Source organism: Aegicerativicinus sediminis, assembly GCF_015476115.1.
Taxonomy (GTDB): Bacteria; Bacteroidota; Bacteroidia; order Flavobacteriales; family Flavobacteriaceae; genus Aegicerativicinus; species Aegicerativicinus sediminis.
In genome coordinates, this window is sequence record NZ_CP064295.1 from 1,418,611 (window position 1) to 1,434,012 (window position 15,402).

The following is a 15,402-nucleotide window of genomic DNA, read 5'->3' on the forward strand; positions in this document are numbered from 1 at the left end:
AATCTGTTAGATATGTTTACCTCTAAGGCCAACGCTGTTTTTAACGAAGCTATAAAAGACTATCATGTAAAAGATGATGTATATCAGTTATTTACAAACAAATATGATAATGAAGAACAGCTGTTGGAACACTTGCTTTACAGAAAGTGTTGGATTGATACTGTGCAGTGGCACTATGAAGATATAATTCGCGATCCGAATATCGATCCGGTTGCCGCCTTGAAATTGAAACGAATGATTGATGCTTCCAATCAAGACAGAACGGATATGGTTGAATATATTGACAGTTATTTTCTTCAAAAATTTTCTGAAGTTATACCCAATTCAGTGGCCACAATAAATACAGAAAGCCCCGCATGGGCTATCGATCGTCTCTCTATTTTAGCCTTGAAGATTTACCACATGAAGGAGGAAACCTTAAGGACAGATGCCAGCGCTTCGCATATAGAGGCTTGTTCAAAAAAGCTTGAGGTGTTATTAGAGCAGCAGCAAGATTTAAGTAGTGCAATCGACCAGTTGCTTGAAGATATTGCTTCAGGAAATAAGTACATGAAAGTTTATAAACAAATGAAAATGTACAATGACGAGGAATTGAATCCGGTGTTGCGTTCACAAAAATAGATCCTTTCATAATTAATGGCTAAACAGACCCACATCTTGGTCATCAGGTTTTCGGCCATGGGAGATGTTGCAATGACTTATCCTGTACTAAAAAGTCTTTTACAAAACTATCCAGAACTTAAAATCACATTTTTAACAAGAGGTTTTTTTAAACCAATATTTTCAGATTTACATCAGGTTGAGGTTTTTGCCGGAGATCTGAAAGGTCGCCACAAAGGTATTGCAGGTCTCTATAGGCTATCAAGGGAATTGAAGGAATTAAACATAAACGCTGTCGCTGATTTGCATAATGTTCTTAGGACAAAGATTTTGAGATTTTTTCTAAAAGGCATTCCATTTCTTCAAATTGATAAGGGGAGACAAGATAAAAAGGAATTAATCAACGGAAGAATCTTTAAGCAGTTAAAGACCACCTCTGAAAGGTATGTTGATGTCTTTAAAGAGTTAGGTTTCAATTTTACTCTACTCCCGCAAATTGATGTCAACCGAAAACCTTTACCAGAGGCGTTTTTAAATGTTTTTCCTAAAAAGGAAAAAAAATGGATTGGAATTGCTCCATTTGCTGCACATGTATCTAAAGTTTATCCAATTGAACAGATGAAGCTTGTTATTGATGTATTAGAAAAGGATTATCAAATATTTCTTTTTGGTTCACCTGGAGATGAGGCGTTGAAATTAGAGCATATTAGCAACAAATATACTAACGTCTTTAATATGGCGGAAAAGTTCAACTTTGGAGATGAACTTAAGATAGTATCGAATTTAAATGTTATGGTTTCCATGGATTCTGGGAATGGACATTTAGCCGCTAATTTTGGCATACCAGTCTTGACATTGTGGGGGGTGACCCATCCTTATCTTGGGTTTGCCCCTTATAATAAAAAAATAAATAGAGGCCTAATGGCCGATAGAAGTAGTTTTCCAAAAATCCCAACTTCTGTTTATGGCAATAGATATCCCGACGGATACGAAACAGCAATTTCTACAATTGAACCTGAGCAAATAATTGCCTCAGCGAGAGAATTGTTAGGACAGGATTAATTAAACATCGTCGTAATTAATATAAATTTTTGGAGTTACAGGGTGGGATTGACAGGTGAGTACCAATCCCTCTTCAATTTCACCATCTGTAAGAATTGAGTTTTTACGCATTTTTACCTCCCCTTCAGAAATTCTAGCGATACAGCTGCTGCAAATTCCACCTTGGCAAGAGTATGGGGGGTCTAATTTCTGCTTCAACGCAGCCCCTAAGACAGATTGATCAGCATCCATGATAAAAGTGGTCTCCTCATCGTCTAGCATAATGGTTACCTCCGTTTTGCCCTCTGGGATGGATGATTCCACCGTTTCTTCAGAATCTAGTTTTATAGTGAATAATTCAAATTTTATCTTGTCTTTATTGATTCCTCTTTCTGTTAAAGCATCACTTATGGTATAAATCATTTGCTCTGGTCCACAGAGGTAATATAAATCAGGTTCGATTCCATCTAGGGAGTTTAAAAAATAAAAAGCCTTACCCCTATCTATTCTTCCAAATAGAGCACCATCTTGATCCTCCTGACTAAAAATGAATTTCAAATTGAAGCGACCAGGAAATTGTTCAGCCAAAGAAACGAGTTCATTATAAAAAATCGTTTCAGACTTAGAGCTATTTCCAAAGAGCACATGAATTTTGCTTTGTGGTTCTTGAGTCAACACGGTTTTTATAATGCTCATTATAGGTGTAATGCCGCTGCCCGCTGTAAACGCAACAATATTTCGACTAAGGCTTGCATTGGGTTCAAAAATAAACCGTCCATTGGGGTCTGTAACTTCAATGACATCCCCAACCTTTAAATCTTGATTTATATACTTAGAAAATAAGCCGTCTTTAACTTCTTTTACCGCTACTGTTATTTCGCCACTATTGGGAGCGATGCAAATTGAATAATCCCTGCGAACCTCTTCGCCTCCCAAAATTGTTTTCAAGGTTATATACTGGCCAGCTTTAAAAGTGTAATTATCTTTTAAATCATCCGGAATTCCCATAGTAACTGTAACGGCAGTAGGGGTTTTTCTATTTATGTTTACTACTTTTAATCGGTGAAATCTAGACATGAACAAAATTTTGGCAAAAATACTAAAGATGTTAAGAACTATTAGACTGTAACATCATTGGTTTTTTTAATACTAATCATTGCAAAAACTATCCATCAATAAAATGATAAGGCATTTTATCAACCTACAATTCAAGGAATTTTTTCGATCAGCTACATTTGGTAAAGGATTGGCCCTTAAGGCTCTAATGATATTTTTAGGCATCTACTTTATGGTGATGTTTGTGGCATTAGGAGTTTCTCTCTATCCAATACTTAAGAAACTTTATCCTTCTGAGGACCCTTTTGAGATGGCCAATAAATTCCTGTTTTATTGGATTTTGGCGGATCTTATGATGAGGTTTTTTCTTCAAAAGCTACCCGTTATGCAGGTTAAACCGTTTTTAACCCTTCCCGTAAAAAGGAAAAATGTGGTTAATTATGTTTTAGGAAAATCCATGCTGTCGTTTTTCAATTTTTTACCCCTATTTGCGGCCATACCTTTTGGGTCTGTCTTAATTTATAAAGGTTATGCTGTTACAGGTGTTGTTCTGTGGATATTATTAATTGCTCTTATTTCATTAACTATAAATTTTGTCAATTTTATAATTGAAGCATGGTCTTCTGAAATTGAATTGTCTTTTCTTCCAATTTTGGTAATAGTTGGCGTTTTATTTGCCCTTGACAATTTCAATATTATCTCCTTTAAAAACCTAATATTTCTATCAATACAATCCATACTAGACTATCCAATTTTAATTGTGATTCCGATTTTGTTATTGGTTTTTGCATACTATACTAATTTCAAACTTCTTTATAATAATTTGTATTTAGATGTTTCTCTTCAATCGAAAAGTCAAGAAGTAAAAACCTTGGATATGGGTTGGACTAGGCGTTTTGGTGATGTGGCGCCATTTATGCAACTTGATTTAAAGCTAATTTGGAGAAATAAAAGATCTAGATCATCTGTATTTATTTTAATTATTGGATTGCTGTATGGCCTGTTTTTCTACCCAAATCCTGCTTATGCCAATATGCCTTGGATATTTGCCTTCGTCGGCGTGTTCTGCACAGGTGTCTTTCTTATCAATTTTGGTCAATTTATTCCTGCCTGGGACAGTGCTTATTATAAATTGTTAATGAGCCAAAACATTAAGTATGAAAAATATTTAAAATCAAAATTCACCTTAATGGTTTTTAGTGTGGTTGTAATGTTTATTCTTACCATTCCATATGTTTATTTTGGGTATAAAATTTTATTAGCGCATTTTGCTGGAGCAGTCTATAACATCGGTGTTAATTCTCATGTTATCCTTTATGGCGGATCCTTCAATCGTAAGAAAATAGATTTATCACAACGAGCAGCTTTCAATTTTCAGGGAACGGGTGCGGTACAATGGATTATTGGGCTACCACTTATGATTTTGCCGTTGGTAATATTCGGAATCGTTTATTGGCTTAGTAATTTTCTTGTATCAAGCTTAGTGTTAATTGCTTTAGGCGTTATCGGAATTGTGCTACATCCACGATTAATTAAGGGGATTACTAAAAGTTATCAAAATTCTAAATACAAAATGATTGAGGCTTTCAGCCAAGATTAAAACGCAATAAAAATGATATCAGCAAAAGATCTTTCAAAATCATATGGCAAAAAGGAAGTGTTGAACATTCCGAGTCTAGAAATTCCAAAAGGTGAAAGTTTTGGATTAGTAGGCAATAATGGAGCAGGCAAAACCACCTTTTTCAGTTTATTATTAGACCTAATAAAACCAACAACTGGCTTTATTGAAAACAATGAGATTATCGTAAACCAAACCGAAGATTGGAAGCCCTTTACTTCTGCCTTTATAGACGAAAGTTTTTTGGTTGGTTATCTTACCCCTGAAGAATATTTTTATTTCATAGGAGAACTTCGTGGGCGTAACAAAGCAGATGTTGACAATTTGGTCGGTATGTTTTCAGATTTTTTTCATGGGGAAATTCTAAATCAGAAAAAGTTTATCCGAGATTTTAGCAAAGGAAACCAGAAGAAAGTAGGTATTGTGGCTGCCTTAATTGGTGAGCCAGAAGTGGTAATTTTAGACGAACCATTTGCTAACCTAGACCCAACAACCCAGATTAGATTGAAAGGGTTGCTAAAAAATTTGGCACAACAACAAGGAACTACGGTGTTGATATCTAGTCATGATCTACTTCATGTTACGGACGTTTGTGAACGTATCGTGGTTTTAGAAAAAGGCAATGTAGTTAAAGACTTGAAAACCAATGATGCAACTTTGAGAGAATTGGAAGCACATTTTGGTGGAACCTCAATGGTGTAAATTATCCTTCGAAGCAACGTTTATCCAAAAAGATGCTTATTTTTACCGCTATACATACTAATTATAGCGTTTATAAGTTAATAGTAAACTAAACCACCGCCATCTTTCGTTGTATTTGTCCAATAGACATATCGTTTGTGCCCTAATTTTATCGATCATCCTTACCGGATGCTCGCGTAAAAAGAACACTTTTATAAGTCGCAACCTACATGCGGTGGGCACAGAATATAATATTCTTTATAATGGAAATCTAGCACTAGAACGCGGGAGACAGTCAGTTGATGATGCCTTTACGGAGAATTACTGGGAATTGTTGCCTGTTGAGCGCATGCAGATTAGCGACGAAGTATTGCTTCCGGGACAGTCGCGAAACCAAGATTTTAAATATGCCGAAGAGAAGGCCATTAAGGCTGTCCAAAAACATGGCATGAATATAAAGGGAAAGGAATACAATCCCCAAATTGATGAAGCATATTTGCTTTTGGGCAAGTCTAGATATTTTGACCAACGTTTTGTACCTGCCTTACAAGCGTTCAATTACATCCTTTATAAATATCCAGCCAGTGACAAAATCAATGCAGCTAAGATTTGGCGTGAAAAAACAAACATGCGGCTGGATAATGATGTGCTTGCCATTAAAAACTTAAAACGTTTGATGGATCGAGAGGAATTGGAGGCCCAGGATCTTGCAGATGCCAACGCAACTTTAGCCCAGGCATATATTAATCTAGAATCTAAAGACAGTGCTTTGGTTCATCTTAAGCGAGCAGCGGAACTGACAAAAAATCACAAAGAAGAAGCACGCTATTGGTTTATAAGAGGACAGCTGTTCAATGAATTTGGCATGAAGGATAGTGCAAATCATGCATTTACTCATATTATCGATTTACACAGGAAAATTCCAAGAGCCTATTATATAAATGCCCATATGGAGCGTGCGGCGAATTTCAATATGGAGACCGGTGATAAGATGGCCTACCTAGAATATTTGACCGATTTGGAAGAGAATAGGGAGAATAGACCCTTTTTAGATAAGATTTATTACCGAAAAGCTGAATATTATACACATGAAAACCGGGATAGTTTGGCAGAAATGTATTATAATAAGTCCTTAAGAACTAATACGCAAGACCAACATCTTCGTTCCCTAGATTATAATACGTTGGGGGATATGTATTTTGATAGAAATGAATACCGTTTGGCCGGAGCCTATTACGATAGTACCATGCTGAACCAAGTTGTAGATACAAAACCATATCGCATTATTAAAAAGAAGCGCGAAAACTTAGATGATGTTATCTTGTACGAATCTATAGCCCAAGCAAATGATAGTATTCTTCAATTGGTAGGAATGCCAGAAATTGAACGTGAGGCTTATTTTACCGCATATACAGAAAAGCTAAAAGAAATTGCAGAAGCAGAAAGAGAAAAAGCCGAGATATTGGAGCGTAACAATGCGGGCTTGGTAGTTGTAGAAAATCAATTATCTAGAAGCCTTCCTGGTCTTCCAACTCAAAACAATAGAAATTCAAGCACATTTTATTTCTACAACCCACAAACAGTAGCCTATGGTAAAAATGAATTCACAAGAATTTGGGGTAATAGGGCTCTAGCAGATAATTGGCGGTGGTCTGATCAAAGGCAAATTGCTATACAGACCCCAGAAGATATAGTTAATGATTCATTGGCAGAAATACAGAAGTTCGACCCTTCTTTTTATATTTCGCAAATACCATCCGAACCAGCCATAATTGATAGTTTAAAACAACAACGCAACTATGCCTATTACCAATTAGGAATTATTTATAAGGAGAAATTTCAGGAGTTTGCATTGGCAAGGCATCGATTGGAAAACCTTCTTAAAAGTAATCCAGAACCTCGACTTATTCTTCCGGCAAAATATAACCTTTATAAGATATATGAAGAATTAGGTGAAGCAGGTTTGGCAAATGCGATGAAAGAGGAAATTGTTAGTAATTATCCAGATTCACGTTATGCCGAGATTTTGGCGAATCCGGATTCATTATTAGCAAAAGACCAGAATAGTGCAGAAAGCATTTATGAAGAATTGTTTGCAAGGTATGAGGCCCAAGAATTTGGTGATGTTATAGAAGAAGCCGAAAAATATATAGATCAAATGCAAGGAGACCCTATTGTCCCGAAATTCGAGTTTCTAAAAGCATCAGCTAAAGGAAGACTTTATGGTTTTGAGGCTTATAAAGAAGGAATTAATTACATCGCCGTTACCTATCCTAATACTGAGGAGGGTAAACGGGCGGAAGAGATGATGCAAAAAAACATGCCCGTATTGGCCGAAAAAACCTTTGTTGCCGACGAGGATGTAAATCACAAAGTGTTGTATCCTTTTAAAACTGATGAATACAAGGATATACCAGAGTTTATGGCAAAACTGAATGAAATTATTAAGGACATAAAATTCTATAATTTGAAACTTTCAGTGGATACCTATGATGAGAACACTAAATTTGTGGTCTTGCATGGTTTGCTCAATTCAATTGGAGCCGAAGGATTTGCAGAAGTCTTGAAGGAAAAGGAATACAATATTAAAAGACCCTATTATACAATATCAACCCCAAACTACGCTATTATTTTAACGCATAAGAATTTGCAAGAGTATTTAGAATTACAATAAATTTTAACCTATGTTTTCAGATAAAAAACGAAATGATATGGCAGACACTACATCCCAGCAAAACACAATTGCAAAAGGAACAACTATTACCGGAGATATTATTAGTGACGGTGATTTTAGAATAGAAGGAACCGTTCAAGGAAATATTAAAACACCGGGAAAGGTTGTCATTGGTAAAACAGGTTTTATTAATGGCACCCTCAAAGGAGCCTATGCAGATATAGAAGGTAAGTTTGCTGGAAAACTATTGTTGTCAGAAACCCTTACATTAAGAGCAACTGCCCATGTTGAAGGTGAAGTTGAAGTTGGTAAACTTGCAGTGGAGCCAGGAGCAACTTTCAACGCTACATGCTCAATGAAGGGGGCAATTAAAGAATTGACAAATGGCGGAACAAGATCAGCCACAAGGCCAACGGAAAAAGAACAATCAGCTTAACGCATACGCTGTTTATTCTAGCATAGCCATTCAAATGGCAGCCATTATTGCCATTGGCACTTATATTGGTGTTAAGTTAGACGACAATTATTCTGATGGAGGAAATATATTTACAATTATATTTTCTCTTACTTCTGTAATCCTTGCAACTATTTTTGTAATTAGGCGTATTATTGCAGCATCTAAAAATGATGAATAATGTCTAAGGAATTTGCTAGGAGAGAAGCTTCATTCTTAATAACTAACCTCTTATTATCTTTAATTTTATTTGGCGCTCATTGGTATTTGCTACAAGCATTCGCCCCAGGCATAAATTTATTCTTCCCTCTTTGGCAGATTTACCTATTTCATTTTATAGTAACCACCCTTTTTTATACTCTAATTAATTTTAAAAATAGTCAGGGCAGCGACCAAATCTTTATGCTTTTCATGATAGCCACCTTTGTTAAGATGATTCTTTCAATTGTGTTTTTGCTACCCTTAATTCTAGGCGATTTTGAAAATAAGCAGCCTGACGTTTTTAATTTTTTCATCCCATATTTTCTTTACTTATTTTTTGAGGTGATAATGATTACAAAATTCCTTCAAAAGAAGGCCTGATTTACAAAAAATTAGCCCATAATTTTTCGTATTAATAATATTTTAAATGTTGTTTGCCATTTAATTTAATGTGCGTACATTTGCACGAAATTTACAGCAAGGTATTTTTAAACGATACAACATGGGGTTAGGCTTACTTAAACGCACTGTTTTTTCTTTGGTGTTTTTGTCTTTGGCAACAACTGTTTTTGCTTCAGATCCGCAAACAGGATTAGAGAAGTTAGAGGAAGAATATAAAGAATTCGACGCTAAAGAATTAATTATGCATCACGTTAAGGATGCCTATGGAATGCACCTAATTACCCTTAATGAAGGGCAAGAAGATGAAAAGCATATCACCATTCCACTTCCTGTAATTCTTTGGACTGATAATGGCCTTGTTACCTTCATGTCATCAGAATTTCACCATGATTATAATGGCCATGTGGTGGTTGAGAAAAACGGGATGCGATTTGTTAACGTTCACGAAAAAGTGTATCAATTAGACCAAGGTGCATCTGAAGTGCAGTTCGATGCTGAGCATCATCCAACCAACGCCCAAAATCCAATAGACATTTCCATTACAAGAAATGTTTTTATGATGTGGGTTTCTGTGGCTGTGTTGTTATTCATCTTTATTTCTGCAGCAAAACGTTATCGCAAAGACGAGAATTATGTTCCTAAGGGTATTGCTTCTTTTGTTGAGCCTCTTATTATTTTCGTTCGAGATGAAATCGCCCGTCCAATGATTGGCGAAAAGCGTTACAGAAAATATATGCCATATCTGCTTACCATATTCTTTTTTATATGGTTAAACAATATTTTCGGACTCATACCTATTGTAAATGGAGCCAACCTAAGTGGAAACATAGCGTTTACTTTCACATTGGCAGTATTTACTTTTATCATTACATCATTTAGCGGCAACAAAAACTATTGGAAACATATTTTCTGGATGCCAGGTGTGCCTGTTCCGATGAAAATTTTCCTAATGCCAATAGAAATCATCGGGATATTTACAAAGCCAATCTCATTGATGATTCGATTGTTCGCTAATATTACGGCTGGTCACATCATCATATTGGCGTTGATGTCATTGATTTTCATATTTAAAACTGTCGCAGTTGCGCCTGTATCGGTGGCATTTGCTTTGTTCATTAGCATTATAGAAATAGTGGTTACGGCCATACAAGCATATATTTTTACAGTTTTGTCTGCCCTTTATTTTGGCATGGCAACAGAAGAAGAGCATCATTAATTAATTTAAATTTTATATTATGACTATTACTGGAATTGCAGCGATTGGAGCAGGTTTAGCAGCTATCGGAGCTGGTCTTGGTATCGGTAAAATCGGTGGATCTGCTATGGAAGCTATGGCTCGTCAGCCTGAAATGCACGGAAAAATTCAGTCTTCTGCATTGATCCTTGCTGCTTTCGTTGAAGCGGTAGCGTTATTTGGTATTGTGGTTGCTTTACTACAAGGATAATAACAAAAAGCACAAAGCACAGAAGTAACGGTTGGTTGCTTCTGTGTTTTTAAAATTTAAATTAGTCTTTAATACATTTAGAAATGGATTTAATTACACCTGGTTTTGGACTTGTTTTTTGGACGGTTATCACCTTCTTAGTCCTTTTGTTTCTTTTAAGAAAGTTCGCTTGGAAACCAATCTTAGGCGCAGTTAGCGATAGAGAAGATGGAATAAAAGAAGCTTTGGCAGCTGCCGAAAACGCAAGACTTGAGATGGAGAATCTTCAGGCGGATAATGAGCGTATCCTTAAGGAAGCACGTGCAGAGAGAGAGGCTATGTTGAAAGAGGCTAGAGAGATTAAAAACAAAATGATCTCCGATGCTAAAGATGAGGCTCAAAACCAAGCGAATAAAATGATCGCTCAAGCACAGGCAGCTATCGAAAGCGAAAAGAAATCTGCTATGGCAGAATTAAAAAGCCACGTTGCTTCACTATCACTTGAGATTGCTGAAAAAGTAGTAAGAAAAGAATTGGCCGATAAGAATCAACAAATTGAGCTTGTTGAGTCTATGTTGGGCGAAACAACCCTAAATTAATCCTAGATGGCAGGAGAAAGAGCTGCAATACGATATGCAAAAGCAACTTTGTCTTTAGCAGTTGATAAGGGGATAGAAGGCAAGATAAATGAAGATATGCTTCAAATTAATTCATTGATCAAAGAGAACAGTGAATTAAGAGCTGTTTTAGAAAGCCCTATAATTAGATCGTCTGATAAAAAGGCAATCCTTACAAAAATTGTTTCTGGCGAAACAGAATTAACGCATAATCTTATCAATGTTTTAATTGAAAACAAACGAATTAATTTGTTGGGCGCTGTCTCCAGTTCCTTTGTTGCTCTTTATAATTCTTTGAAAGATAAAGAGATTGCAAAAGTTACCACCGCGGTGCCTTTAACAAAAGAGTTAGAGGATAAGGTTCTAGCAAAAGTGAAGGAATTAACCGCAAAAAATGTTGAGTTAAAAAATATCGTAGACCCTGAAATCCTAGGTGGATTTATTTTGAGGGTAGGCGACCAACAATATAATGCGAGTATCGCAAACCAATTAAATAAATTAAAAAAGGAATTTTCAATAAACTAAAAGTAAACTCGCCAATTTTTGGTGAGAACTTAAATATTAACTAGAAGATGGCAGAAGTAAAACCGGCTGAAATTTCAGCGATTTTAAAGCAACAACTTTCCGGATTTGAAGCTTCCGCTTCATTGGACGAAGTAGGAACTGTGCTAACCGTAGGTGATGGTATTGTACGAGCTTATGGCTTATCTAATGCTCAATATGGAGAATTGGTAGAGTTTGAAGGTGGGCTAGAAGGTATTGTATTAAACCTTGAGGAAGACAACGTAGGTATTGTATTGTTGGGCCCTTCAAAAGAAATTGAAGAAGGAGCAACTGTAAAGCGCACAAAAAGAATTGCATCAATTAAAGTAGGTGAAGGTATTGTAGGCCGTGTTGTTGATACTTTGGGTAACCCGATCGATGGTAAAGGTGCTTTGCAAGGCGAATTATTAGAAATGCCATTAGAGCGCAAAGCTCCTGGTGTTATTTTCCGTCAGCCTGTAAATGAGCCTCTTCAAACTGGTGTTAAGGCAATCGATGCTATGATTCCTGTAGGTAGAGGACAAAGGGAGTTGGTTATTGGTGACCGTCAAACTGGTAAAACAACGGTTTGTATCGATACCATTATCAACCAGAAGGAGTTTTATGATGCAGGTGAACCGGTATATTGTATTTATGTAGCTGTTGGACAAAAAGCTTCTACTGTTGCAAACATTGCAAAAACGTTGGAAGACAAAGGTGCAATGGCTTATACAACTATTGTAGCTGCTAACGCTTCAGATCCTGCCCCAATGCAGGTATATGCTCCAATGGCAGGTGCTGCAATTGGCGAATATTTTAGAGATACAGGTAGACCTGCTCTTATTATATATGATGATTTGTCTAAACAAGCGGTAGCTTATCGTGAAGTATCATTATTGTTAAGAAGACCACCAGGACGTGAGGCTTATCCAGGAGACGTTTTCTATCTTCACTCTCGTTTATTAGAGCGTGCTGCAAAAGTTATCAATGATGATGATATAGCCAAGCAAATGAACGATTTACCAGAATCTCTTAAGTCTAAGGTAAAAGGAGGAGGTTCATTAACGGCTCTTCCAATCATTGAGACTCAAGCTGGTGACGTTTCTGCATATATCCCAACCAACGTAATTTCTATTACAGACGGTCAGATTTTCTTGGAGTCAGATTTATTTAACTCAGGTGTGCGTCCTGCGATTAACGTAGGTATCTCTGTATCTCGTGTTGGTGGATCTGCTCAGATTAAATCCATGAAAAAAGTAGCAGGTACTTTGAAATTAGACCAGGCGCAATTCCGTGAATTGGAAGCTTTCGCTAAGTTTGGTTCAGACCTTGATGCTGCCACTTTGAATGTTATTGAGAAAGGACGTAGAAACGTTGAGATCCTAAAACAAGCTCAAAACGACCCATTTACCGTAGAAGATCAAGTTGCCATTATTTATGCTGGATCTAAGAACTTATTGAGAGATGTTCCAGTTGATAAGGTTAAAGAATTTGAAAGAGATTACTTAGAATTCCTTAACGCTAAGCACAGAGATGTACTTGATCAACTTAAGGCAGGTAAGCTAACAGACGAAATGACGGATACCTTAAGTAAGGTTGCTAAAGATTTGTCTGCAAAATATAAGAACTAAGATTGTAGTTTGATTAAAGTTTAGCAATAAACTTTTGAAGCTTAATAATTAAAGAATGGCTAATTTAAAGGAAATACGCAGTAGGATAGCATCGGTATCTTCAACCATGCAAATTACCAGTGCCATGAAAATGGTATCGGCAGCAAAGTTGAAAAAAGCCCAAGATGCAATTACTGCGATGAGACCTTATGCTGATAAGCTTACTGAATTGCTGCAAGGATTAAGTGCGTCTTTAGATGCAGATTCTGGGAGCAAATATTCAGATCAAAGAGAGGTTAAAAAAGTATTGGTTGTTGCCATTACTTCTAATCGTGGTTTATGTGGCGCTTTCAATTCTAATATTATAAAAGAGACCAATCGTCTGGTATTTGATGAGTACAAGGATAAACAAGTTTCTGTTGTTACTATTGGAAAAAAGGGAAATGATATCCTTAAAAAGAGATGTAATATCCTTGCCAACAAGAGCCAAGTTTATGATGATTTAACTTTCGATAATATTGCTGAAATTGCCGAAATGTTGATGGAGAAATTCACTTCAATGGAAGCAGATAAAGTGATATTAGTGTATAACAGCTTTAAAAATGCTGCTACACAACTTATTAAGACAGAGCAATTCTTGCCTATTTTACCAATGGAAAGTGACAAGAATGTAAACTTAGACTACATTTTTGAGCCTTCGAAGGAGGAGATCGTAATGCAATTAATTCCTAAATCGCTTAAAACACAATTGTACAAGGCGGTAAGAGATTCTTTTGCTAGTGAGCATGGTGCGCGAATGACTGCTATGCATAAAGCAACTGATAATGCAAAAGATCTTAAAGGTCAACTTACCTTAACTTACAACAAAGCGAGACAAGCTGCGATTACAAATGAAATTCTTGAAATTGTTGGTGGTGCGGAAGCTTTAAACGGATAAATTGAAAAACTATATATAAAGGCCTCACTGTTTCAGTGGGGCTTTTGCTTTTTTTGCTCTTAGGTTTTAATTACATTTAAACTTTCGAAAATCTTTCATTGGGCGTTTTAAAAAAACTCTTTCAGCAGACTGCTATCTATGGGATTGCAACCGTACTCCCAAGGATTCTGAGTATTGTTCTTGTCCCCTTATACGTAAGTGTGTTGGGTACCGAACAATTCGGTATTTATGCTAGTCTTATGGCGTTTTTAATTCTAGGTAATGTAGTATTGTCCTATGGCATGGAAACTGCCTTTTTCCGTTTTATAAATAAGGAGGATCAACCTAAAAAGCTTGTTCAATCCACAGCTCTTACTTCCTTGGTGGTATCTACGTTACTCTTTGTAACCGTTGGATTGCTGTTTAAATCCCAAATTTCAAACATCCTAGAATTTCGACCTGAATATATACTTTATGCTGTATTAATACTAGGTCTTGACGCCTTATGCGTAATACCTTTTGTGTGGTATAGAGCAAATGAAAGGCCAACAACTTATACCATCATAAAGGTTGGGAATGTACTCATTAATCTTGGTTTTAATTTATTCTTTTTTTTGTGGCTTCCTGTTTTGGTAAGAGACAATACAGACAGTATTTGGAATTCGTGGTATTTGGCAGAGAATAAAGTTGGTTATGTATTCATTGCCAATTTAATAGCAAGTGGCTTAACGTTTTTATTCCTTCTTCCTATTTATTTAAAAATAAATTTGGGTTTCAATGCCTCTGTTTGGAAACGAATGATGGCATATGGATTACCAGTTTTAGTTGCAGGAATTGCTTTTTCAATCAATGAGGCTTTCGATAAGATCCTACTGAAATATATGCTTCCGGAGGACATTGCGGAATCCGAGGTCGGGATTTATTCTGCCTGTTACAAATTAGGGGTGTTTATGACGTTGTTTGCCACTGCATTTCGTTTGGGGATAGAACCTTTTTTCTTTAACCACGCATCCTCTAAGAATGCAAAGGAAACCTATGCCTTAATTACCAAATTCTTTGTCATTTTTGGGAGTTTAATACTCTTGGTGGTAGTGGTTTTTATTGATGTGTTCAAGGTAATTTTAATTCCTGATAGTGCCTTTTGGGAAGCCCTGCATATAGTGCCCATTATCTTATTAGCCAATTTGTGTTTAGGAATTTACCACAACCTTTCTGTATGGTACAAAGTAACCGACAGAACAAGATTTGGAGCCATTGTATCTATTGTAGGGGCAGGAATTACCCTAGTATTGAATTTGCTTTTAATTCCATTGATCAGTTATAACGGATCCGCAATTGCGACCTTGGCAGCTTACGGTGTTATGATGATCTTATCATATACACTTGGCAAAAAATATTACCCTGTACCCTACGACATGAAGAATATTTCAGTGTTTCTGATATTATCAATTGTGTTTTCTTATCTCTCCTTTTATACTTTTGATCGTGATATAGCTCTTGGTTCCCTATTATTATTAATATTTTTGTCCATCTTATATTTTTTGGAACGGAAAGAAATTAAACGCTACTTCAAATTTTGAATTGAT

At 36.2% G+C, this 15,402-nt stretch carries 15 protein-coding genes; 14 read left to right on the forward strand and 1 reads right to left on the reverse strand.

What is annotated here, in order from left to right; translation table 11 throughout:
* Positions 1-12: 12 nt before the first annotated feature.
* Positions 13-621 carry a DUF4254 domain-containing protein gene (locus tag ISU00_RS06040; RefSeq protein ID WP_228853151.1) on the forward strand — a complete coding sequence of 203 codons (609 nt, stop codon included), beginning with the start codon at positions 13-15 and terminating at the stop codon, positions 619-621.
* A gap of 15 nt (positions 622-636) precedes the next feature.
* The gene (locus ISU00_RS06045; RefSeq protein ID WP_228853152.1) at positions 637-1,662 is read left to right on the forward strand and encodes a glycosyltransferase family 9 protein; all 1,026 of its coding nucleotides are present in this window, start codon (positions 637-639) and stop codon (positions 1,660-1,662) included.
* On the opposite strand, the gene ISU00_RS06050 is transcribed toward ISU00_RS06045, so the two are convergent.
* Positions 1,663-2,718 carry a ferredoxin--NADP reductase gene (locus ISU00_RS06050; RefSeq protein ID WP_228853153.1) on the reverse strand — a complete coding sequence of 352 codons (1,056 nt, stop codon included), beginning with the start codon at positions 2,716-2,718 and terminating at the stop codon, positions 1,663-1,665.
* Positions 2,719-2,797: 79 nt separating this feature from the next.
* On the opposite strand from ISU00_RS06050, the gene ISU00_RS06055 reads away from it, so the two are divergent.
* The 12 genes from ISU00_RS06055 to ISU00_RS06110 all read left to right on the forward strand — a co-directional run bounded on the left by ISU00_RS06055 (position 2,798) and on the right by ISU00_RS06110 (position 15,396).
* On the forward strand, positions 2,798-4,297 hold the full coding sequence (locus tag ISU00_RS06055; protein WP_228853154.1) for a DUF5687 family protein: 1,500 nt from the start codon (positions 2,798-2,800) through the stop codon (positions 4,295-4,297).
* A 12-nt stretch (positions 4,298-4,309) separates the two neighbouring features.
* A complete protein-coding gene (locus ISU00_RS06060) occupies positions 4,310-5,017 on the forward strand; it encodes an ABC transporter ATP-binding protein (protein WP_228853155.1) in 708 nt (235 codons plus the stop codon).
* Between the two features lie 115 nt (positions 5,018-5,132).
* Positions 5,133-7,670 carry a type IX secretion system periplasmic lipoprotein PorW/SprE gene (porW, locus tag ISU00_RS06065; protein WP_449500882.1) on the forward strand — a complete coding sequence of 846 codons (2,538 nt, stop codon included), beginning with the start codon at positions 5,133-5,135 and terminating at the stop codon, positions 7,668-7,670.
* A 10-nt stretch (positions 7,671-7,680) separates the two neighbouring features.
* The gene (locus ISU00_RS06070; RefSeq protein ID WP_228853157.1) at positions 7,681-8,106 is read left to right on the forward strand and encodes a bactofilin family protein; all 426 of its coding nucleotides are present in this window, start codon (positions 7,681-7,683) and stop codon (positions 8,104-8,106) included.
* Complete coding sequence (locus ISU00_RS06075) at positions 8,054-8,305, forward strand: AtpZ/AtpI family protein (protein ID WP_228853158.1); 252 nt, start codon at positions 8,054-8,056, stop codon at positions 8,303-8,305. Before ISU00_RS06070 ends, ISU00_RS06075 begins: the two co-directional genes overlap by 53 nt.
* Before the next feature lie 522 nt (positions 8,306-8,827).
* Positions 8,828-9,943 (forward strand): F0F1 ATP synthase subunit A, encoded by a 1,116-nt coding sequence (gene atpB, locus ISU00_RS06080; protein WP_228853159.1) that lies wholly within the window; start codon positions 8,828-8,830, stop codon positions 9,941-9,943.
* Positions 9,944-9,962: 19 nt separating this feature from the next.
* Positions 9,963-10,172: an ATP synthase F0 subunit C gene (gene atpE, locus ISU00_RS06085; protein WP_228853160.1), complete on the forward strand. Its 210-nt coding sequence runs from the start codon at positions 9,963-9,965 to the stop codon at positions 10,170-10,172.
* A gap of 83 nt (positions 10,173-10,255) precedes the next feature.
* Positions 10,256-10,750: a F0F1 ATP synthase subunit B gene (locus ISU00_RS06090; protein ID WP_228853161.1), complete on the forward strand. Its 495-nt coding sequence runs from the start codon at positions 10,256-10,258 to the stop codon at positions 10,748-10,750.
* A gap of 6 nt (positions 10,751-10,756) precedes the next feature.
* Complete coding sequence (gene atpH / locus ISU00_RS06095; RefSeq protein WP_228853162.1) at positions 10,757-11,293, forward strand: ATP synthase F1 subunit delta; 537 nt, start codon at positions 10,757-10,759, stop codon at positions 11,291-11,293.
* Positions 11,294-11,340: 47 nt separating this feature from the next.
* Positions 11,341-12,921 (forward strand): F0F1 ATP synthase subunit alpha, encoded by a 1,581-nt coding sequence (gene atpA / locus ISU00_RS06100; protein WP_228853163.1) that lies wholly within the window; start codon positions 11,341-11,343, stop codon positions 12,919-12,921.
* A gap of 55 nt (positions 12,922-12,976) precedes the next feature.
* Positions 12,977-13,837, forward strand: a complete 861-nt coding sequence (gene atpG / locus ISU00_RS06105) for an ATP synthase F1 subunit gamma (RefSeq protein WP_228853164.1) — start codon at positions 12,977-12,979, stop codon at positions 13,835-13,837.
* A gap of 98 nt (positions 13,838-13,935) precedes the next feature.
* Positions 13,936-15,396 (forward strand): lipopolysaccharide biosynthesis protein, encoded by a 1,461-nt coding sequence (locus ISU00_RS06110; protein WP_228853165.1) that lies wholly within the window; start codon positions 13,936-13,938, stop codon positions 15,394-15,396.
* Positions 15,397-15,402: the final 6 nt, after the last annotated feature.